The sequence below is a fragment of the Mammaliicoccus sp. A-M4 genome (assembly GCF_022386955.1).
Taxonomy (GTDB): Bacteria; Bacillota; Bacilli; order Staphylococcales; family Staphylococcaceae; genus Mammaliicoccus; species Mammaliicoccus lentus.
The window spans coordinates 227,136-249,256 of record NZ_JAJNHH010000001.1; the positions used below are offsets into that span (position 1 = coordinate 227,136).

The 22,121-nt window shown below is 31.2% G+C and carries 24 protein-coding genes; 6 read left to right on the forward strand and 18 right to left on the reverse strand.

All coding sequences use genetic code 11. The annotated features are described in order from the left end of the window. Nucleotides 1–63 precede the first annotated feature (63 nt). The 6 genes from trxA to zapA all read right to left on the reverse strand — a co-directional run bounded on the left by trxA (nt 64) and on the right by zapA (nt 6,288). A complete protein-coding gene (gene trxA, locus LQ682_RS01300) occupies nt 64–378 on the reverse strand; it encodes a thioredoxin (RefSeq protein WP_017000523.1) in 315 nt (104 codons plus the stop codon). Between the two features lie 111 nt (nt 379–489). Continuing rightward, entirely contained in the window at nt 490–1,233 is a 744-nt protein-coding gene (locus tag LQ682_RS01305) for an enoyl-CoA hydratase/isomerase family protein (protein ID WP_239723758.1), read from the reverse strand. A gap of 119 nt (nt 1,234–1,352) precedes the next feature. Next, on the reverse strand, nt 1,353–3,701 hold the full coding sequence (locus tag LQ682_RS01310; protein ID WP_239723759.1) for an endonuclease MutS2: 2,349 nt from the start codon (nt 3,699–3,701) through the stop codon (nt 1,353–1,355). A gap of 26 nt (nt 3,702–3,727) precedes the next feature. Then, the gene (gene polX / locus LQ682_RS01315) at nt 3,728–5,431 is read right to left on the reverse strand and encodes a DNA polymerase/3'-5' exonuclease PolX (protein WP_239723760.1); all 1,704 of its coding nucleotides are present in this window, start codon (nt 5,429–5,431) and stop codon (nt 3,728–3,730) included. 60 nt (nt 5,432–5,491) lie between these two features. Further along, on the reverse strand, nt 5,492–6,019 hold the full coding sequence (locus LQ682_RS01320) for a CvpA family protein (RefSeq protein ID WP_064211130.1): 528 nt from the start codon (nt 6,017–6,019) through the stop codon (nt 5,492–5,494). Further along, a complete protein-coding gene (gene zapA / locus LQ682_RS01325) occupies nt 6,016–6,288 on the reverse strand; it encodes a cell division protein ZapA (RefSeq protein ID WP_017000517.1) in 273 nt (90 codons plus the stop codon). The genes LQ682_RS01320 and zapA overlap by 4 nt, the downstream gene beginning before the upstream one ends. A gap of 178 nt (nt 6,289–6,466) precedes the next feature. Between zapA and rnhC the strand changes: the two genes are divergently transcribed. Continuing rightward, entirely contained in the window at nt 6,467–7,396 is a 930-nt protein-coding gene (gene rnhC, locus LQ682_RS01330; RefSeq protein WP_017000516.1) for a ribonuclease HIII, read from the forward strand. 211 nt (nt 7,397–7,607) lie between these two features. On the opposite strand, the gene pheT is transcribed toward rnhC, so the two are convergent. From pheT to LQ682_RS01355, 5 genes are all read right to left on the reverse strand, one after another. Further along, on the reverse strand, nt 7,608–10,013 hold the full coding sequence (pheT, locus tag LQ682_RS01335) for a phenylalanine--tRNA ligase subunit beta (RefSeq protein ID WP_064204091.1): 2,406 nt from the start codon (nt 10,011–10,013) through the stop codon (nt 7,608–7,610). Then, the gene (pheS, locus tag LQ682_RS01340) at nt 10,013–11,071 is read right to left on the reverse strand and encodes a phenylalanine--tRNA ligase subunit alpha (protein WP_064204092.1); all 1,059 of its coding nucleotides are present in this window, start codon (nt 11,069–11,071) and stop codon (nt 10,013–10,015) included. The genes pheT and pheS overlap by 1 nt, the downstream gene beginning before the upstream one ends. 297 nt (nt 11,072–11,368) lie before the next feature. Beyond that, a complete protein-coding gene (locus LQ682_RS01345) occupies nt 11,369–12,109 on the reverse strand; it encodes a TrmH family RNA methyltransferase (protein ID WP_017000512.1) in 741 nt (246 codons plus the stop codon). A 108-nt stretch (nt 12,110–12,217) separates the two neighbouring features. Continuing rightward, nucleotides 12,218–12,391, reverse strand: a complete 174-nt coding sequence (rpmF, locus tag LQ682_RS01350) for a 50S ribosomal protein L32 (RefSeq protein WP_017000511.1) — start codon at nt 12,389–12,391, stop codon at nt 12,218–12,220. Nucleotides 12,392–12,429: 38 nt separating this feature from the next. After that, on the reverse strand, nt 12,430–12,975 hold the full coding sequence (locus LQ682_RS01355; protein ID WP_239723761.1) for a YceD family protein: 546 nt from the start codon (nt 12,973–12,975) through the stop codon (nt 12,430–12,432). Nucleotides 12,976–13,100: 125 nt separating this feature from the next. Here LQ682_RS01355 and LQ682_RS01360 point away from each other — a divergent pair, with 125 nt between their 5' ends. Next, nucleotides 13,101–14,243 (forward strand): nucleotidyltransferase, encoded by a 1,143-nt coding sequence (locus tag LQ682_RS01360; protein ID WP_070045724.1) that lies wholly within the window; start codon nt 13,101–13,103, stop codon nt 14,241–14,243. Between the two features lie 54 nt (nt 14,244–14,297). Here the strand turns inward: LQ682_RS01360 and coaD are convergent, their stop codons facing one another. Both coaD and rsmD read right to left on the reverse strand, forming a co-directional pair. Then, the gene (gene coaD, locus LQ682_RS01365) at nt 14,298–14,789 is read right to left on the reverse strand and encodes a pantetheine-phosphate adenylyltransferase (RefSeq protein ID WP_064204094.1); all 492 of its coding nucleotides are present in this window, start codon (nt 14,787–14,789) and stop codon (nt 14,298–14,300) included. Further along, nucleotides 14,782–15,342 carry a 16S rRNA (guanine(966)-N(2))-methyltransferase RsmD gene (rsmD, locus tag LQ682_RS01370; RefSeq protein WP_082892479.1) on the reverse strand — a complete coding sequence of 187 codons (561 nt, stop codon included), beginning with the start codon at nt 15,340–15,342 and terminating at the stop codon, nt 14,782–14,784. Before rsmD ends, coaD begins: the two co-directional genes overlap by 8 nt. Nucleotides 15,343–15,410: 68 nt before the next feature. Between rsmD and LQ682_RS01375 the strand changes: the two genes are divergently transcribed. After that, a complete protein-coding gene (locus tag LQ682_RS01375) occupies nt 15,411–15,800 on the forward strand; it encodes a DUF7147 family protein (RefSeq protein WP_017000506.1) in 390 nt (129 codons plus the stop codon). A gap of 1 nt (nt 15,801) precedes the next feature. Here the strand turns inward: LQ682_RS01375 and LQ682_RS01380 are convergent, their stop codons facing one another. Continuing rightward, nucleotides 15,802–16,068 (reverse strand): DUF2129 domain-containing protein, encoded by a 267-nt coding sequence (locus LQ682_RS01380; RefSeq protein ID WP_239723762.1) that lies wholly within the window; start codon nt 16,066–16,068, stop codon nt 15,802–15,804. 159 nt (nt 16,069–16,227) lie between these two features. Here LQ682_RS01380 and LQ682_RS01385 point away from each other — a divergent pair, with 159 nt between their 5' ends. Next, a complete protein-coding gene (locus LQ682_RS01385) occupies nt 16,228–17,142 on the forward strand; it encodes a glycerophosphodiester phosphodiesterase family protein (protein ID WP_017000504.1) in 915 nt (304 codons plus the stop codon). A gap of 45 nt (nt 17,143–17,187) precedes the next feature. Here LQ682_RS01385 and LQ682_RS01390 read toward each other — a convergent pair whose 3' ends face one another. Both LQ682_RS01390 and LQ682_RS01395 read right to left on the reverse strand, forming a co-directional pair. After that, nucleotides 17,188–17,625, reverse strand: a complete 438-nt coding sequence (locus tag LQ682_RS01390; protein ID WP_239723763.1) for a YlbF/YmcA family competence regulator — start codon at nt 17,623–17,625, stop codon at nt 17,188–17,190. Between the two features lie 16 nt (nt 17,626–17,641). Then, entirely contained in the window at nt 17,642–18,703 is a 1,062-nt protein-coding gene (locus LQ682_RS01395; RefSeq protein WP_239723764.1) for a CAP-associated domain-containing protein, read from the reverse strand. Between the two features lie 169 nt (nt 18,704–18,872). On the opposite strand from LQ682_RS01395, the gene LQ682_RS01400 reads away from it, so the two are divergent. Continuing rightward, the gene (locus LQ682_RS01400; RefSeq protein ID WP_064204097.1) at nt 18,873–19,244 is read left to right on the forward strand and encodes a YugN family protein; all 372 of its coding nucleotides are present in this window, start codon (nt 18,873–18,875) and stop codon (nt 19,242–19,244) included. An 86-nt stretch (nt 19,245–19,330) separates the two neighbouring features. After that, nucleotides 19,331–20,377 carry a sporulation integral membrane protein YtvI gene (gene ytvI, locus LQ682_RS01405; RefSeq protein WP_239723765.1) on the forward strand — a complete coding sequence of 349 codons (1,047 nt, stop codon included), beginning with the start codon at nt 19,331–19,333 and terminating at the stop codon, nt 20,375–20,377. A gap of 243 nt (nt 20,378–20,620) precedes the next feature. On the opposite strand, the gene LQ682_RS01410 is transcribed toward ytvI, so the two are convergent. Together LQ682_RS01410 and ctaG are read right to left on the reverse strand one after the other, a co-directional pair. Continuing rightward, complete coding sequence (locus LQ682_RS01410; RefSeq protein ID WP_064204099.1) at nt 20,621–21,082, reverse strand: DUF420 domain-containing protein; 462 nt, start codon at nt 21,080–21,082, stop codon at nt 20,621–20,623. An 11-nt stretch (nt 21,083–21,093) separates the two neighbouring features. Then, nucleotides 21,094–22,047 carry a cytochrome c oxidase assembly factor CtaG gene (gene ctaG, locus LQ682_RS01415; protein ID WP_017001116.1) on the reverse strand — a complete coding sequence of 318 codons (954 nt, stop codon included), beginning with the start codon at nt 22,045–22,047 and terminating at the stop codon, nt 21,094–21,096. Between the last annotated feature and the right edge of the window lie 74 nt (nt 22,048–22,121).

Below are 22,121 nucleotides of genomic sequence, written 5' to 3' on the forward strand. Positions count from 1 at the left end.
GCCAATATAACAAATCAGGCTGAGACATTGATTAATGTCCCAGCCTGATGATTGGATTTAAGATTAATAATGTTTAGCTAAAACTTGCTCTAGTTGTTCTTTAGGTTGGAAACCTACAACTTTATCAACAGGTTCGCCGTCTTTAAATACGATTAATGTAGGAATACTCATCACTTCATATTTAGCTGCTGTTTCTTGGTTTTCATCAACATCTAATTTAACTATATTTGCTTTACCTTCAACGTCTTTAGCTAAATCTTCTAATACTGGTGCAATCATTTTACAAGGTCCACACCAAGGTGCCCAGAAATCTACTAAATTAACGCCTTCTTTAATTTGTTCGTCAAAGTTTGAATCAGTTGCTTTTACTAATGCCATAGGAAATATCCTCCTTGATAATTAATGATATAGTGAGTATAGCACGGTTCATAGACCGATGCATGTTGTTTGCTCACACTGTATTGTACTTCATGATGTACTGTTAATCAATCACTTAAAATTAGGTGTTCTTTTTGAAATAAAAGCGTCAATTCCTTCTTGAGCATTTTCTGTTTCAATGATATCTACAAAATGTCTTTCCTCAATTTGATCACTTTCTAATGATATATCCAGATTAGACATTTGCTTAATTACTTTAATAGAATCTGATGATTTACTCGCTATGTTAAAGGCTAACTCTTTCATTACATTATCTAATTCATTTTGTTCAACAATATCATTAAATAAATGTGATACATCTTCAGGCTTTATCATTTCTCCAGTTAATGCGATTTGAAGTGCTTTATGTTGACCTATCATTGCGGATAGCCTTCTCACACCACCAAATCCAGGAAAAATACCTAAATTAACTTCTGGTAACCCTACTTTAGTGTCATTCGTTATAATTCTCATATCACATGCTAAAGCCAATTCTAAACCTCCGCCTAAGCATACGCCGTGAATAGAACTAATTACTGGTTTGTGACATGTTTTAATCAATCTAAATAGTTTTGCACTTGTCGAAGCTAAATTTAACCTTTCATGCTTGGATAGTTCAAGGAATGATTTGATATCTGCTCCAGCTGAAAAACATTTCTCATTCCCTTTAATTACTATTACTTTAACATCATTGCCAAATCCTATTTCTTCTATAGCTCCTATAATTTGATTTAAAACCGCTTCGTTCAAAACATTTACAGGGCCATTATTAAGTTCAATAAACAAAACATTTTGTTCTATATTAGTTTTTATCATGACACTTCTCCTTATAAGAAAATTAAATAAGCGATACCTGCTATAAATGTTAAAGCAGAAATAACGATTAATACTTTAGCAAGCTTATACATATCAAAATTATCCAATATGTTTCCTCCTTATTTCAATGTCACTACAGTAACACCAAATCCACCTTCTGAAGGCATACCTGTCCTAAAGTTGTCGACTGAACGATGTCGTTTCAAATGTTCTGTCACACCTTTTTGTAACGCACCAGTACCTTTACCATGAATAATATTTACTGTACCATAATTTGATAAAACTGCTTGATCAAGATATTGGTCTAATTCTATCATAGCTTCTTCGTAACGATAACCACGTAAGTCTAAATCCATTTTTATAGTAGATCTATTGGTTCTTGGCACGACTTTTTGTGGTTGTTGTTTTTTCTTATCTAGTTTCTCTAAATCTTTAATTTCTATTTTCATCTTGAGAATACCCATCTGAACAATCGCTTCCTCATCACTAGCAATATCAATGACTTCACCTTTTTGTCCATACGATAATACTTTAACATCGTCACCTACTTCTATTTTATCATGACGTTCTTTCTGTACATTCTGTTTAATGGATTCTGCAGTATATTGGTTATCTAAACGTTTTTTGCGTTCAATTAATTCATGTTCTTTTACTTCAGCGCCAGATTTATCTCTCATATCTCGCAATTCTTGTAAAATGTTTTCTGCTTCTCTAGTTTTTTGTTTCACTTCTTGATTTGCTTTATTGCGTGCTTCATCCATTAATTGGGTCTTGAATTTTTCAAAACGTTGTAACTCTTGAGATAGTGATTGATGTAGTTCTTGTGATTCTTGTTTTAATTTTTCCACTTCAATTCTATCGTTTTCCACTGTTTTAGCATTCTTTTCTAACGACTCAATCATGACATTAATTTCTTTCTCATCTTGACCAATTAGCGATTTAGCATGATTAATTAACTCATTTTTTAATCCTAGTTTTTTCGAAATTTCAAACGCATTAGATCTTCCCGGTATACCCATTAATAATTTATAAGTTGGTTTTAGAGTCTCTACATCAAATTCCACACTTGCATTCATCACTTTGTCTCTATTGTAACTATAAGCTTTAAGTTCTGGATAATGTGTTGTAGCCATTATTAATGCATCTCTTTCAATTGTATAATCTAATATACTCATCGCTAATGCAGCACCCTCACTTGGATCAGTACCTGCCCCAAGCTCATCAAATAAGATTAATGAATCTTTATCTGCGTGCTCGATAATATTAACAATATTCTTCATATGTGATGAAAAAGTAGATAGAGATTGCTCTATAGATTGTTCGTCACCAATATCACAAAATACATTTTTAAATATTGTAATGATTGAACCGTCTAAAGTTGGAATTAATAAACCAGATTGCGCCATTAATGTGATCAAACCAACTGTTTTTAAAGTTACTGTCTTACCGCCTGTATTAGGACCAGTTATAATAACAGCATTTATATCTTCCTTAAATTCAATCGTATTGCTAACCACTTCATTTTCATTGATTAGTGGATGTCTTGCTTTAGGTAAATATATAGCTCTATCTTCAGAAAGAATAGGTTTTGTTGCTTTTATAGTCGTACCAAATTTGGCTTTAGCAGTTATAAAATCTAAATGACCCATTATTTCTGTGCTTGTTAGTAATTCATAAGATACACCGCTAACTAGTTCTGTAAGAATATATAGCAATCTATCTCTTTCTTCTTTTTCTTTCACTTTAACTTGTGCAATCTGATTATGCATTTCAACAATTGCACTAGGTTCTATATATAAAGTTTGGCCGGATGCAGATTGATCATGTACGATACCACTGAAATCTTGACGGTATTCAGCTTTAACAGGTAATACATGTCGATCATTTCTCACTGTAACAATCGAATCTGATAATTTCTTCTGATTCGATTGAGATCTTACCATTTGTTCCAATTTTGATTTAATACGGTCGTTCGTTTTTTTAATTTGATATCTCAATTCCGCTAATTTAGGACTAGCCGTATCAAATAAGTCATGTTCATCACATTGTTCATTTATTTGATTTAACAATTCACTGAGCACCGGTAATCGAGAAACTTGTTCGTCTATTATTGGATACAGAATATCTTCATCTTCTTCTACAATGCTTGCATAAAATGTTTTAAATCTATTTTGAACTTGTATATTTCTTTTAATTTGATTAAGTTCTTCGACATTTAATAAACTTCCTATTTCAGACCTTCTTACAAGAGATTTAATATCTTGTAATCCTGAATATCCTGGCACCCTATGTTTATTATATATTTGTGTCATTTCATCCGTTTCATTTAAACTATGTTGAACAGATGCATAATCATCACTTGGTTTAAGCTCTTCAATTAAGCGTGTCGCAATGTCACTTGTAGCATGAGCTGACAATTTTTGAATAATTAAGGGATATTCAAGAACTTTTAATGTTTTTTCATTCATTTTATCTTCCCTCTTCTATTTGTACATTATTTATTAGAACGAATCCATTCTTTAAATGAATCACGATCTTTAGTATTTATAACTTGGTCTTTTTTGACCCATCCTTTTTGTGCAGTACCGACGCCATATTTCATAAAATCAAAGTGATCGATATGATGAGCGTCTGTATTAATAGTAATCATTAAATCAGGATGTTTTTTTAATACTTCTGCATTTAAATCCAATCTTTGTGGATTTGCATTTAATTCTAAAACAGTATTTGTTTTTTTAGCCATCTCAATAAGTTGTTCAATATTAACTTTATAACCATCTCTTCTACCTATAATACGGCCTGTAGGATGAGCTATATGTCTTACATATGGGTTCTCACATGCATTTCTTAACCTATTCATAATTTCTTCTTCAGTTTGATTAAAGCTTTGATGAATGGCAGCAATTACATAATCTAATTCTTTTAATACTTCGTTAGGATAATCTAAAGTACCATCTGGTTTAATGTCCATTTCTGTACCACTATAGATATCAATTTCTTTATATTTTTCGTTTAATTGTTTGATTTTTTCATTTTGTTCTAAAAGTCGATCTATAGATAATCCGTTAGCTACTGCAAGGCTTCTAGAATGATCAGTTATACATATGAATTGATAACCTTTCTCTATCGCAGCTTCTATCATCTCTTCTAATTTAAAGGCACCATCACTATAAGTTGTATGCATATGGATATCACCATTGATATTACTTAATTGAACAATATCACTAATATCTTTATCAAATTCTGTACCATCTTCACGCATAGTTGGAGGAACATACGGTACATTGAAGTGATCATAAATAGATTTTTCATTATCATAAGTAATTATATTACCGTTACTTTCTTCAATACCATATTCACTTACTTTTTCATTTCTTTCTTTAGCCAATTGCCTAATTCTTATATTATGATCTTTTGAACCTGTAAAATGTTGCAAAGTATGGTAGAAAGCTTCAGGCTTAATCATTCTGAAGTCTACACCTATTACATCATCTTCAATTAATATATCTAATGAGACTTTAGTTTTACCTACAGCAATTTGTTCTTGTATGTCTGGGAATTGTAAAAGCGCTTGTTGAACATCCATCTCATTTTCAGTAGAAATAATATAGTCTAAATCTTTGCTCGTTTCTTTCATTCTTCTGAAACTACCCGCAACATGATATTCAATTATGCCGTCAATATCATCTAAAAAGCGATTAATCACTTCGTGTGCTTTAATCATTGTATTGATTGGATAACGTTCAGGTCTTTGTCCTAGAACTTTAGCTTCTTCTAGTAACTTCTGTTCCGTTTTTTTAGCAAAACCTGGTAAAGCTGAGACTTCATTATTTTCACAAGCTTTTATTAAATCTTCTTTATTTTTTATATTTAATTCTTTGTATAATTTTGCGACTTTTTTACTGCCAAGACCTGGAATTTTTAAAAGCGGAATCAAGCCTTCCGGTATTTCTTCTTTAAGTTCATCTAAATAACTTTGTTTACCTGTTTCTAAATATTCATTAATTACATCTCCAACACCTTTACCTATTCCTTTCAGTGTTGTGACATCGTCAATTTCTTGTATCGTTCTTTCATCAGTTTCTAAGGATTGACTAGCTTTTCTATATGCTGATACTTTAAAAGGATTCTCCCCTTTAATTTCCATATATACTGCAATTGTCTCAAGCATTTTCACTATATCTTTTTTCGTTAACATATCTATTCCTCCGTAAAAAAAGTCATAGGTTGGCCCATGACTTAGTTCAATATGATTCAATTAATTTGAAAGCCAATTTACTAACAAATCAGATAAGAATGGTGTTTTTGTTAATACAAGATTCCCTACAGAAGATTGGTGTAAAGCTTCTATAAACATAGGTATAGGTATCACTGCAACAGTAGCAAGTATTATAATCACGATAATATATGTTTCTATAAAACCAAGTACCATAGCAAAGTATTGCGCATACTTACCACCGAATTCCATTTGATGATAAAAATCAAATACAGTAGAAATTACTTGTAAAATTATTTTAGTCAAAACAAATAAAATGAGAATTGCCATAATATTATAAAATGCATCCTCATTATTAATATTTTTAAATATTGCATTAGTACCTTCAGTAGATGCACTTGGATAAGGAAGTAAAAGATGTAATTGCTTACTAAATGGCGCATAGCAAATTACTGCTACTACAAGTGCAGAAATTGTACTTATAGCATGTAAAGACTCTAATACCAAACTTCTTCTATAACCAATGATGACACCTAATATTAAACATATAATAACTAGTAATGTAATCATTCTAAATTTCCTTTATTTTTTAATTGTTTTATTTCTTCTTGGAGCTTTTCATTCTCTTCTTCCAATTTAACATACTCGTGCATCACATTTACAGCGGTGAGAACTGATTTACGTGTTGTATCCAACCCAGCATTTAATTGACCCAATGCTTTAATCTTCTCATCTACTCTACCAGCTACATAACGAATATGAGATGGATCGTCTTCTCCAATTATTGTATAATGTTGATCATTTATAACTACTGTTACTCTGTTTTTGTTTTCACTCATTATACTACCCCTGTTCAAATTATAAATGGATTATTCTATACTTAATCATAATATATTATACATGACATATGTTCATTTGTGTATGATAATCCACTAACTTCCCAATAGAATATTCGTTTTAACCAAAAAATTATGATAATCTTAACTAAGAAAATATATTAAAGGCAGGATATACATTGTGGGAAATATCGTTAAAGTAATAGACACGCAAACCATCAATCATTTAATTAATCAATATAACATGGAAACAACTGGTCTTCCTAATGGTACCATTGCACGAAAAAAAATTAAAAGTACTCAAGTACAAATTTATCGTTCTAAAAAAATTATGTTTCAAGGTAAAGATGCAGAACAAGTAGCTTCACAACTACTTGGAATTAAAATCGAATCATCTCAACCCCAAAAAACTAGTACATCTAATAAAGTTTATAATTTCGACAAGCATAATACTATAGGCAGCGATGAGGCAGGCAGTGGTGATTATTTTGGGCCATTAACAGTTTGTGCAGCTTATGTTTCTAAGAAAAATGCAGAAATTTTAAAAACTATAGGTGTTATGGATTCTAAATCACTGACTGATGCTAAAATTGTACAGTTAGCAGAGCAAATCATTGAAATTTGTCCTCATTCGCTCATAGTTCTTGATAATGATAACTATAATAAAAAGCAACTTGACGGTTGGAGTCAAGTAAAAATGAAAGCTGTATTACATAACCAAGCAATTACTAATGTTATATCACGTATAGATGAAAATGAATTAGAACAGATTGTCATTGACCAGTTTGTTCAAGCTAGTACATATGAACGCTATACAGCAAGCCCTATGCCTAGAAAAGATATTACATTTTTTGAAACAAAAGGTGAATCAAAATCAATTGCTATAGCTGCAGCAAGCATTATCGCTAGATATGCTTTCGTAAAACATATGGATAAAATCGCGAAAGATTTAAATATGATTATACCTAAAGGCGCTAGTAGTAAAGTCGATTTAGAAGCTGCTAAAATCGCTCAGAGATATGATATGCACCAACTCGATAAAATTTCGAAAAAACATTTTAAAAATAGAGAAAAAGTTTTAGATTTAATTAACCGTAAAAGGAGAAATTAATATGCTGCTCATAACTATAGGTTGGCAAGTTATCTTAGCCATTCTTATTATGTGTTATTTAATATGGTTTATCGGAAAACAAATTACAAAAATGAGTAAACGTAAAAAGAAATAATAATTCTCATGTAAACATTCAATATTATAAATATCGAAATGAAAAACGCCAATCCGTGAATTGTAAACTCATGGATTGGCGTTTTTGTTTTGTTAATTATGATCTCAACGTGGCACCTTGTTGTTCTAGTGCTTTTAGTATTTGATTGTGTACAGCTGTAACTTTTTCTTCAGTTAGTGTGTCATTAACATCTAAGTAATCTATACGGATAGCTACTGATTTCTTGCCTTCTTCCATATGTTCACCTTCATAAACGTCAAATACTTCTGTATGATTTAAGATTTCTTCACCATTTTCATTAATAGTATTAATTAATGAAGAAGCTGAAACTTCAGTACCTACAACTAAAGCAACATCTCTTGATACACCTGGGAATCTTGGTATAGGTGCATATTCAATTTTACCTACTGGATGCTCTAATATTCTAGTGAAGTTTAGTTCAAAAACATACGTACGGTCTAAATCATTTTCTTTCTCTACAGTTGGATGCAGCTCTGCAATTAAGCCGATTACTTCATCATCTAATTTTACATATGCTGTTCTACCTGGGTGTAATAAATCTACTTTAGTAGTTTCAAATGTAAAACGTACATTTAATTGTTCTGCAATACGTTCCACGATGCCTTTTACTAAATAAAAGTCTACTGGTTCATCTTTTTGTTGCCAACGGTTACCTGAATATTGTCCTGTTAGTATTCCACTTAAGAACTCCACTTCAGTTGGCAACTCATCTTGACCATTACCATAAAAGACTTTACCTAATTCATATAATGCTACATTTTTATTCTTTCTAGCAACGTTATAACGTGTTGCATCAATCAATCTTGGTAATATGCTTTGACGTAAAACAGCTTGATCTTCACTCATAGGCATCATCAACTCAACGACATCATGTTGATTGATTGTAAATTGAGTAGCTATATCTTTACTCACTAAAGAGTATGTTATCGCTTGGTCTAAACCTGCACCTTCTAGAATTTCTTTTACTTTACGTGTTTTTAGTTGATTATCTGTTAAATAACCTGCTGTAGCATTTTCAAAGTTTGGTAAAGTTGATGGCAATTGGTCGTAACCGTAAATTCTCGCTACTTCTTCGATTAAATCAGCTTTAATTGTAATATCATTACGTCTTGAAGGAACAGTTACTTCAAAGTCTTCACCTGTAATATTAGTAGTGAAACCTAAACGATTGAAAATTGTATCAATCTCGTCTGTCGATAAATTAAATCCGATTAACTCATTCACATCGTGTGTTGAAATACTGATTACTTTAGAAGTTGCAGGTAAAGTTCCGTCCGATACAACTTCGTTTAACACTTTTGCTCCTGCGATTTCTTGTAATAAATAAGCAGCTCTATTTAATGCCTCAAGTACTCTTTCACTTGCAACACCTTTTTCGAATCGATTTGATGCTTCACTACGTAGACCTAATCTTCTAGATGTTTGACGAATATTAGTTGCATTGAATAATGCACTTTCAATTACAACGTTCACAGTGTTTTCTGTTACTTCAGAAAAATCTCCACCCATCACACCAGCTATTGCGATTGGTTCTTTACCGTTAGTAATTACAATGTCCGAAGTTTTTAAAGTTCTTTCAACATCATCAAGTGTTGTCATTTTTTCTTCCTCTTTAGCATAACGAGCAACAATTTCTTTAGAACCAATTTGATCTTGATCAAACATATGAAGTGGTTGACCGTATTCAAGCAATACATAGTTCGAAACATCAACTACATTATTGATTGGACGAATACCTGATTTCATTAATCTCGATTGTAGCCAAGTTGGTGATGGTTCTATCGTGACATTTTTAACTATTCTAGCTGAATAAAACGGCACCGCTTCTGTATCTTCAACAGTAATTGATAGTTCATCAGAAGCTTTTGCAGTGGTTTCATTAACGTTTGTATTTGGATACTTAATATCTTGACCATACAAAGCACTAACTTCATGTGCAGCACCTAGCATACTTAAGCAGTCAGCTCTATTAGGTGTTAAATCAAAGTCCATTACTTGATCATCTAATAATAAAGCTTCTAACGCATCATTTCCTGGTGTTGGCTCATTTGAAAATACATAAATACCGTCTGCATACTTTTTAGGTAAGACGTTTTGATCTATACCAATTTCTTGTAGAGAACAAATCATGCCTTCAGAAACTTCGCCTCTTAATTTAGCTCTTTTAATTTTAACCCCGCCAGGCAATCTTCCACCGACTTTAACAACAATAACATGTTGGCCTTCATCGACATTTGGTGCACCACAAACAATTTGTACATGTTCTTCTTCACCAACATCTACTTTACAAATATTTAATTTATCTGCTTCTGGATGTTTTTCTTTAGAAACGACGTGACCTACGACTAATTTCTTAATATCTTTACTATAGTCCGTAATGCTATCTACTTCTATACCACTTCTTGTTATTTTTTCTGCTAGTTCTTCAATACCAGCATCTATTTTTATAAATTCATTTAACCATTCTTTACTTACTAACATTACGCTTCACCACCATCTTCTACAGGCTTAAATTGTTCTATAAATCTCACATCATTAGTATAGAAGTGTCTTATATCCTCAATTCCATATTTCAACATAGCTAATCTATCTGGCCCTAATCCGAATGCAAATCCAGAATATTTATTTGAGTCAAACCCAGCCATTTCTAATACGTTAGGATGTACCATACCTGAACCTAATACTTCTATCCAACCAGTTTGTTTACACACATTACATCCTTTACCTTTACATTTAAAACAAGATACGTCTACTTCAACTGAAGGTTCTGTAAATGGGAAGAAGCTTGGTCTTAAACGTATTTCTCTATCTTTACCAAATAATTTACGTACTAATAGTTCTAGAGTACCTTTTAAATCACTCATTTTAATGTTCTCTGCAACTACTAATCCTTCGATTTGAGTAAATTGATGACTATGTGTTGCATCATCAGAATCTCGTCTATAAACTTTACCTGGACAAATAATTTTTACTGGACCTTTACCATTTCTTTTTTCTAAAGTTCTAGCTTGAACTGGAGATGTGTGTGTACGCAATAAAACTTCTTCTGAAATATAGAAAGTATCTTGCATATCTCTCGCTGGATGTGATTTAGGTAAATTTAAAGCTTCAAAGTTATAATAGTCCGATTCAACTTCATAACCTTCAACGATTTCATATCCTAATCCAATAAATAAATCTTCTAAATCTTCGTTAATTTTAGTCAGAGGATGTTTTGCTCCTAATGCCACTTTTCTACCAGGCAAAGTTACATCTATTGTTTCATTCTCTAGTTGTTCATTTAACGCTTCTTCTTCTAATAATTCTCTTTTAGATTCAATTTCAACTTCAACAGCGTTACGTACTTCGTTAACTAATTGACCAAATTCTGGTCTTTCTTCTTTAGGTAAATCTTTCATTTCTTTCATCAAACTTGTAATAACGCCTTTTTTACCTAAGTAATTTACTTTAACATCTTGTAATGATCTTTCAGCTTTAGCTTCGTTTATGCGAACAAGCGCTTCTTGTCTTAAATCTGAAAGTTTCTCGCGTAATGACATATATATCCTCCTATTTAGTCGAAAAAAAAGACTTCCACCCCTCAATAATAGAGGGACGAAAGTCTTCCGTGGTACCACCCAAATTTATACATACTCATGCATACACTTATATGTTGATAACGGATCTACATTCCGACTTAAATTTCTTTAAGTTGCCAAAAGGATGAAAAAAATTAAGTCACAACATAGGATTTTTCAGTCACGAATCCATTCCCTTTCATGCGCGAACATTAATTTACGTCCTTTTATTAGCTCATATTGATTATGAAATCATTATATAAAATTATACATGAATGGTCAACCTCTCAAATGATAGAGTAAAATACCACTAGATACAGCTACATTTAAGCTTTCAGCTTGGCCATATATAGGTATATTTAAGTTCTGGAATGTTTCCTGCAATAATGATTCATCAACACCACTGCCTTCATTACCCATAATTAAAGCAAAATTGTCTTGTTTTTCAACAGTATTATATGGCACTGCGTTTTGTAAACTCGTTCCAAATACTTTGCCATCAAATGATTGTATAAATGTTAATAAATCTTCTTCAATGATTGGCAAATGGAACACGCTACCTTGTGATGCTCTTAACACCTTATCTTGATAAGGATCTGCACTGCCTTTAGAATAAATAACTGCATCCATACCAGACGCATCTGCATTACGAATAAGTGCCCCCATGTTTCCAGGATCTTGTACTCTATCTAAAATAAGCACTTGTTTAAAAACATCTGCTTCGTAATTCGGAATATCAACAACAGCGAATATACCTTGTGGTGTAGTTGTGTCCGACAATGCTTCAGCTACTTTAAAATTTATAATATAAGCATTTTCCGCATAATCTATAATTTGTTCATCTAATCTTGAAAAATCTACTGATAATAAAGAATTTATTTTTAGTTGACTGCGAAATGCTTCTTCAACTAAATGATAACCTTCAATAAGAAATTGCCCTTGTTTTATTCTGTCTTTCTTTTTCTTTAATTTATTAATTTGTTTTATTTTATTATTTTGTGCTGAAGTGATTTCTTCCATATAATCTCCTCGTGTTTATGTAATCTTATGTATCTATTATATATGATAACCACATATTTTCATATAAATAAAAAAACGCCCTTAAAAAGGACGTTGTAATATAACTTATTATTTAGAAACGACTTCTTTACCTTTGTATGATCCACATGCTTTACATACACGGTGAGATAATTTCATTTCTCCACAGTTAGAACATTCTACCATGCCTGGTACTGAGATTTTGAAATGAGTACGACGTTTTCTTTTAGCTGCTTTTGAAGTTCTTCTTTTTGGAACTGCCATGTTTAATTCCTCCTTAAATTTTATAAACACTAGTTCGATTATTTTTCATCATCGAAGAATTGTTGTAATTTTTGAAGTCTTGGATCAACTTTACGTTCACTATCTTCTTGATCTGAAGTTTCAGTTGATTCAATTTGATCTTCGCCAATAACTTCCCAACCATTGCCTGCTATTGAAATATCTTCACTACCTTCAGAAAATACGCGTTGTGGCTTTTCTAAAATAACGAGTTCTTCGATAATCGGTAATAAATTAATCATACCGCCTTCGACTTTATGTCTAAGACCGTCTTCTTCTTCATCACCATCGCTAAACTCATCTAATTCGAATATTTCCGTTGAAGTAGTATCAAATGGTAGATCTACTAGCTTTAAAGTACGGGCACATGGTAACGTCAATACACCGCTAATGTCAAGATTGACAATTATCTCATGCATTCGCACTTGTACGTCTCCTGTTACTTTTATTGGAGATATATCGATAAGTTCATCTACTCGTTCAGTAAGATATTTCATATCGATTTCTTTATCAAAAGTAAATGGTTCGTCTTGGTATTTATTAAGTTGTGTTATTGACCACTTCATCTAGGTTCACCTCTTACAAACACAAAAATTATTGTAACCTTAACGACAACGTTTGTCAAGATTTTTTCTTAACATTCATTATCTGATACAATACTAATGATGAAGTGAAATGAGGGGAATTGCAAATGAAAAGTGTTGCTTTAATTACAGAGTATAATCCGTTTCATAATGGCCATGTTTATCATGCTGAACTATCTAAAAACATAACAAACAGCGATGTATCAGTCGCTGTTATGAGTGGATCGTTTACGATGCGAGGAGAACCAGCAATTTTGAATAAATTTCAACGTGCTAAAATGGCTGTTCAATATGTAGATTTAGTAGTGGAATTACCACTTATTTATGCAATATCTTCCGGAGAACTTTTTGCTCAAGGTGGTGTTGATATAGCAGAACAATTTAAATGTAATTATTTATCTTTTGGTAGCGAGTCAGGAAACGTTAATGATATTAAAGAGACTATTAGTCAAATTGAAGATATAAAAAATGATATACGATATAAGGAAATGATTAAAGAAGGAAAATCTCACCCTAGAATCATCTCTGAATTAATTCAAGATTCAAAGTTATTATCAGGCTCTAATAATTTATTGGCTATAGAATACGTCAGACACATAATAAACAACGACCTTAATATCGAACCAGTGACTATACAACGAAAAGACAACTTATTTCTAGATTCAAGCTTAAATCAACGCTCACACATTTCCAGTGCAACCTCAATAAGAAATGCATACTTTTCAAATGATGAGCAATATAAACTAAGTTTACCTGAATTTAGCTCTAACTTATTAAGTTCACATAAAGGTGTAAACTGGGATGATTTTTTCCCATTATTAAAATGGACTATTTTGAGATCAAGTACAGAAGAATTACAAGAAATTTATATGATGACTGAAGGGTTAGAATATAAACTAAAGAAAGAAATAGAAGATAGTCAGACTTTCGATGAATTCGTATCGCGCATTAAATCAAAAAGATATACTTGGACGCGTATTCAAAGATTACTAACTGCTACATTACTCAACATCAAAAATATAGATGTAAACTCTTATAAACCACAAGCAATTCGTGTATTAGCAATGTCCGAACAAGGTAGAAAATACATTAAAGAAATACAAGAGTCGTGCCCATTACCAATTATTACTAATGTTAACAAAAAGTCTGCTCCGTATTTTGAACATGAGATTAAAGCCACGTCTTTATACCAGTATGTATCTGGAGAATCAGAAACAGACTTTAATCAACATGTTTATATAAAAAAATAGTGAAACTTATTTAATGGAAATAAACTTCGTGCTTTAGTATATATCGCACGAAGTTTATTTGTTGTTCTCTCGTTTTTCTTTTAAAGCTTTATTTACATTGGCGGGAACAAACTCCGAAACATCTCTATCGTATTGCGCTACTTCTTTTACAACACTAGAACTAATAAATGAATACTTATTATTAGTCATCATATATAATGTTTCTATATCATCATCTAATTTTTTATTCATAGATGTTAATTGCATTTCATATTCGAAATCACTCACAGCTCTCAATCCTCGAACAATTGTTGTCGCATTGATTTCCCTACAAAAATCAACGAGTAAGCCGTGGAATGTATGTACTACGATATTAGGTACATCTTCGACCGCTTCTTTTATTAATGCCACTCTTTCTTCATTTGTAAATAAACCTTTTTTCGAAGAATTTTTTAATACCGAGACATGTACTTCATCAAATATTTTAGCGCTTCTTTTTATAATATCTATATGTCCTAAAGTAATTGGATCGAAACTACCTGGGACTACTGCTATTTTTTTAGACATCGTTCTCTCCTTTTGTCAGCAACATAACATGTGTAAGACCATATTCATACTTTTTAAAGATTTCAAACTGACGTGTATTTATATTTTCTGATTTATCAAATTCACAAACAATTGTACCATTAGCACTTAATAAATTAAATTCTTCAATTTTTTCTAATGATTTATTTATAAGGTCTTTATTATAAGGTGGATCTAAAAATATATAATCAAATTGAATTTCTCTTTTATTCAATGCTTTTAAAGCTCTAATAGCATCATTTTTATACACTTCATACTCTGAAGCTGGGATTTTGAGTAAATTCAAGTTTTCTTTTATCATTTTTGTCGCTTTAAAATTGCCATCTACAAAAATAACTTTGTTTAATCCTCTTGATAATGCTTCAATACCTAACCCACCACTTCCTGCAAACAAATCTAAGCCAAGCCCATCAACGTCTTGTAAACTATTGAAGATACTTTCTTTTACTTTATCGGTAGTTGGTCTTGTAGATTGGCCTTCAATTGTATTTATATGTAACCTTTTATATTTTCCACCAATAACTCTCAATTGAATCAACTCTTTCTTTATTTCAAATTATTAACTATACTAATTATATATTATATGAAAACGAGGTTTACCTTATGAAGCAATCATTTATTGTCATTGGACATGGATTAACGGATTTATTTGAATTTCAAACAATCATTGAATACAATCACGAACGTATTTCTGATATTTTGATGCTCCACACGCCTTTATCTGAGGAGAAGCTATCAACAGCTTGCATAATTATGAAACCGACTAAAGAGAACCATTTTCAAGCTATCTATACAATATTAGAAGGCATAAGATATCCGTATCCAGAATCTAACAAAAAATTTGATTTAATTAATCAATGGGCAAATGAATATGACATAAAAGTAAAAGGTCTAGACGTAAAGTCACGGTCTGAATTCGCAGAAGATGAACTATACTTCACTTACTTAAAAGGTGTATTGAGACTAGAACGTTACTTGCCACCGTTACAATAAATTAAAAGTTCAAATATTCTTTTTTCTCAACATTTTTATTTGAATAATCTCTCTTAACACTCTTAAATGGTGACACTTTCACATCTTTAACATATTTTAATTTCATTAGATGTTGGACAGTGTCATCTATTTTATCTTCATTTGTATAAAGCATGACATATTGTTCTTTTTTATGAGAATAATAAATATTCCCGAATTTACGTAATTGTCTTTCATGTTTCATATTTTTTAAATAGACAATAATACTAATGCGCTCTACTAGCTCCATGACAATATCTCCCTTCATGTTTTATTTTTATATTAGCATTTTATATATGATGTTGAAAGAAGATAATCTTGCACTCATAACTTACATGCTTTTATATCACATACCAATTTGATAGAATATATATAAGTCTTTAATTGCATTTCGAAAGGATTGGATAAAATGTCAAAAATTAATTTAATGAAAGCAACAGGTCTTATCGGAGGCATAGCTGCAGGTTCTTGGCTTATTACAAAAGCTACTAGTGAAGTTAGACCTCGCAAAATCAAACCATTCTTTACTCAACCAGCACCTTATATTTTCGCTCATCGAGGTGGGATGGCTTTAAGACCAGAACATACCCGTCTAGCTTTTGACCATGCATTAAAATACAATGTAACTGGTTTTGAAATTGATGTTCGTTTAACAAAAGATGAAGTCTTAGTTGTTACACATGACGAAACGGTAGATCGAACAAGTAATGGTTCTGGCTTAGTAGCTGATCACACTTTAGAAGAGTTACGTCAGTTTGACTTTGGATATCACTATAAAGATATCAACCATGAACATCCTTATAGAGGCGATGAAAAAGCCAAAATCGTTACGCTTAAAGAATTATTAACAGAATACCAAGATGTGTTAGTAAACATCGATATCAAGGACCATCCTGAATCTTATGCTGGAAGTTTAGCACCTTCACACTTATTCCGATTAATATCAGAATTAAAAGTTGAAGATCGTGTAAATATTACAAGTTTTTATGATGAACAAATAGAAAGATTTAATTTATACGCTCAAGATACTATTTCATTAGGTACAGGACAAAACGAAGTAACAAAAGCATATACTGCTTATCATTCTGGTTATGGACATGTTTACCAACCTAAAACTGATACATTCCAAATTCCTGTAAATGCAAAAGGTCTTCCACTTGATTCAGAAGGCTTTATTCAATATTTAACTTCACTGAATATTGCCGTTGGTTATTGGGTCATCAATCAAATAGATATTATGGATGACTTAATTCAAAAAGGTGCACATACTATCGTTACAGATAGACCAGATACAGCGCACTTTTTAATTAAAAAACAATATTAAACATAAAACAGTCCGAGACATATATAAATGTCTCGGACTGTTTTATTAAGAACAACCGCATGAACCGCCTGTTGAACATCCTCCACCGTGACTCTCACTAGTAAAGAATGGATTACCTGTATCTACTTTAACATTGTTTGATATAGAATAAGATACAATGCTTACAACTTCATCCAATAAATTCTGTAATTCTGTTTCTTTGGTTTTAAAGTTGGAAACGATTGGGTGCATTTCGTATTCTCTCTTCTGCTGTCTTGTTTCTTTCATTACTCTATTATAATCAGGATGATATCTTCCAAACCTTAAACAATCATCATAGTGTGACTTGATTTGATCAAATTTCTTTCTTAAAATCTTTACTTCTAAATCTGTTTCTAATTTATATTTAGCTTCTCGATAAGCTTGGTAAATTTCTGATTCCATAATACAAGCACTTAGTTCATCGGATTGATCTAAAATATTAGCTGTTTCAACTGTGAACATCCCAATGACCTCCTTATTATTTATTATCTTTGAAGACAAGTGAATAATATTCTCGAGAATTACCTGCACCAAATTCATCGTATTGACTTCCAAGTAATTTCTCTCTATAACTGTTGTTGTTCAACCAACTATTAACAAGTGTTGGCATATCATAAAAATTATATGCTAAGTTTTGGTTGATAGCGTTATATTCAATTTTTTTATCATTGATATGTTTCATTATACCATCTTCTAAAGTTTTTACAGCCTCTTCTTCATCAACGTCACTATCAATCAAATCCGCTTCCATTTGAGTAATATAAGTTAGTTGATCATTTATATCTAAAGGTGTTATTCCTTTTAATTCTCTATACTCATTTACAATTTCTAATAAAGTTAAATCTTTATTAATATGTGTTTGGAAATCTTGTTGATCTGCACGTTTTAATTTTTTATCTTTATTTGAAACTTTAGACATAGAAAATGGCGCTTGCTCAACAATTATGTCTGAATCCATAAATTGAACACCCATAACCTCATTTGTTTCGCTATCAATTAATACCTGTGCATAAACATCACCATATTTAACTAATAATTGAGTTTTGATGTCCCTTTCTGATAATTCAATTTGATAATCACCATACGAACTATTTATGTTTGGTTCCATATCTATGTTAGTACCATTAAATAATTTAGTAGCATCTTGTTTAATTTTAATTGGTGATACATCTACTTTTTCACCAGTTGCAAATACAGATGCCACTTTATTATTTTTGGTTGAAACTAAATAATAATGTTCCTTATTTTTAAAGACATAATTCTTTCTATCGTGCTCTGCCTTATATACCCTATCTGGTTGACCTAAATCTTTAATGACATCATCTATACTACCATAGACATAAGTCCCTACGCCCTCTTTCAGCTTAGCATTACCTGTGGACTTTTCAGCTTGTTTCTCATAGTAATTTTCACTTGCTTTATCATGTGAGTAGTTTGGGTTCTTTAAGACATCAAATTCTAATTTAGGAGAATAGAATAAATAAAAGAGTACAATGATTAAAATAGCGATTGCTATTACTTTAATGATAATATTCTTCAACTATTTACCTCCTCTTTTTACTCCTAATAATGATTATATCATTTTACAGTAAAGTTTTTAGTTAAATCAATTGAAATGTGAATATTTATGTTAAATTTAAATGTACATTGCAACATTGAAGCTTTTATCATAAAATAAACTTAAAGGTACTTAGAGGGAGGAAAATTACATGGTATTTGATAATACAAGTCTTGAAAAGGTTATCATCGAACAAGAACTATTGCAAGATGTTATGAATAAACATGGTTTTGTTGCAGGCGGACACTGGGACTATGAACGTATTACTTATGATTTTAAATATGAATTAAGTGAAGGCATATATTATTTAAGAGTTCCAGGTTATGCACTTAAAGGGGACGTTGGTGCAAAAAGTGCAACACTCCAATTGATGGATCCTTATTTAGGTAAACATTATTATCCAACTGGCGTTGAGTACGGTGATGATGAAGTTTATCCAGATAACTTAGTTGCTCATTGCAACTTACTAATTGAACGAATTACGTCAGATATTAAAGCTTTAAACACATTAAGTACACAATAGAAAACAACTTTGAACAGTAAATTAAGAGACGTGATTTTTTCACGTCTCTTAATTTATATCTACATCTAAAATTGAGAGGTACATTTATGAAAAAATGGATTAATAAACGTAATATAAGTATATTTATCATCGCAATATTAATAATTTTATTTATTTATTTTATCATCCCGATTTCTATACCTTTAATCACTGCGTTCATTATAGCGCTAGCTTTTAACCCACTCATTAAAAGACTAACTAACAAGATTAATAGTCGTAAATGGAGCGTTATAATTATATATACATCCCTACTAACAATAAGTGGGTTCATAATCTATTTGTTTTTAACAAAACTAATAGACCAAATTGTACTATTCATTAAAGATTTACCTAATAAAATAAATAAATTAATAAAAGTAATCGAACAATATAACGACAAAATGAAAGCAGTATTACCTGATGAAATGGCTACTACCATTAACAAAGAATTACAAAATTTTGTCGCGTCTATGAGAGATTCTATTTCTCATTATTTTAGTGTTGAAAATATTACTGAAGTCGTTTCCTCCTTACCAGGGTTCATAATTAGTCTAGTTGTCTTTCTCGTTGCATTATTTTTATTTATGCTAGAAATACCTAATATTCACAAATTCATAAAGAAGCATTTATACCCAAATACTTATACTCAAGTTATAACAATCTATAATAAAATAAGTCATTCAATACTTGGTATGATTACAGCCACAGTTATACTAAGTTTTATTACTTGGGTATTCACATATATAGGACTATTAATTATAGGTGTAGATTCTGCATTCATTATAAGTTTATTAATCTGGTTTATAGATATATTACCTATTGTAGGTGCTACAGGATTTACAATACCATGGGCAGCATACGCTTATATTGTAGGTGACCCTACTCTTGGCATACAACTCATTATTCTATCCATTGTACTACTCGTCCAAAGAAAAGTACTGGAACCTAAAATATTTGGTACAGGTGTTGGATTAACTCCTTTACCAACACTTATTTCTATGTTTATAGGATTAAAATTAATGGGATTCTTAGGATTCTTTATCGGCCCACTCATTTTAATTGTTATAAAAACAATATTAGAATCCGGTTTAATAAAAACAGACTTTAAAATATAAATTATAAAAGAGTGGGAAAGAAATCTCATTTTATTAAAAAGGTTTCGTAGTCCCAACCCCCGCAATGATGACTAGGTTAAAAAATGCTCGATATAAGTGAATTTTAACCCTAGTCAGCTACTGCCATTAAAACAAAGAGGCTGAGACATGTATTTATGTCCCAGCCTCTTTGTTTTAATGGATTTATTGCTTAATCCCTTTTAGTTTACATATCAATATTCAATTTCTAGACTTATACTAAATTTAAGAACCAAGTATTGCTTTAATCATTGATGTCGTTTCTCCACCATGATAGAAAACATATAATAATAGATATACAGCTACGCCTGTAATTGCTGTAGAGAACCATATAATGGATGTTACTGGTCCAAATTTTCGATGAAGATCTAATTTATTTTTTAAGCCAAGATAAATTGTAATAATCCCCATGATTGCTCCAATCGTAGCTAAAGTAATATGGAATATTAAAAATAAAGTGTAGTAAATTTTAATATTGTCTGGACCACCAAAAGAGGTATTTCCAATAAATATTGTTCTACTAGCATAAATAGTAAAGAAAATTACTGCTGCTACTGCTGCTGAAAGCATGAATTTTTTATGTGTTTCAATTTTTCTTTGTGCAATAAAATACCAGCCAATAGCTACTAAAATTGCGCTCAATACTATAAATGTTGTACTAATTGTTGGTAATATAGGTAAATTCATGTTTTTACATCCTATCTAAATTGATTGTATAACGCTTTTTGTTCTTCTAATTTTCTTAAGCTATCTTCTGTTATTTGACTTTCATTTTTGCGTTCATATCTGAACCATCTTACAAAGATAACGTATAAATAAATACCAAATACAATTTCTTGCATCACCTTCATAATAACCCCACCAGTTTGTTGGTCTTCTAATGGTGAGAAGTTTGTAAAGTATTCAGGACCTGAAATACCAGCCCCTTGAACAACACTGTTTAAAGTATCTGCTGGTACACATAGAGTCATAGCTCCTAACCATGCCTCTCCTGAAGTATATGTGTCATACATAGCACTATTACTAAATATAATTAAACCACATGACGGTGTCAATAGAACGCCTATAAAGAATATATATAGAATCTTTTTGATGTTAGTCATATGCTGTGCATCTGGTATATGCTTGTTGAAAATTGGATGCCACATAAACCAAGCACTTATAAATAGCAAAATAGTATACATGTCATGTAAAACGATATTTTGCTTTAATGTATCTAAAACAAGTGGAATATGATAGACAGAGAACAACCCGTTAAATAAGAAAATAGCTAACAAAGGCTTCGTAAATAAACTTACAATTTTATTTACTACAGGTAATTCTTCCACATATTTCACAATATACTCAGGTATTGCATAAAACATTAATGGTGCAATAATTAAAAATAATATGGCCATTTGAAGCATATGGAAACTAAAAATAATATGTGATAGTAAATCTATTGGCCCACCTTCAAGTAGATAGATTGCTAACATAAGTACAACAAATAATGTTGCTTCACCCTTTTTTAAAGGTCTTCCCCCTGGAATATCTTTATACCATTTACCACAAATCAAAAAGTATAAGATAATTACACATAATACGCCTATAAAAAAGAATGGTGTCCAATTCGCCCAAAAACCAAACATTGATATTGAAGTTAAACCACCCATCTTTAATACACTTCCTCATTAAGTCATTATCTTTATTATATGATTTAATAACCGCTTAAACAACCCAACTCAAA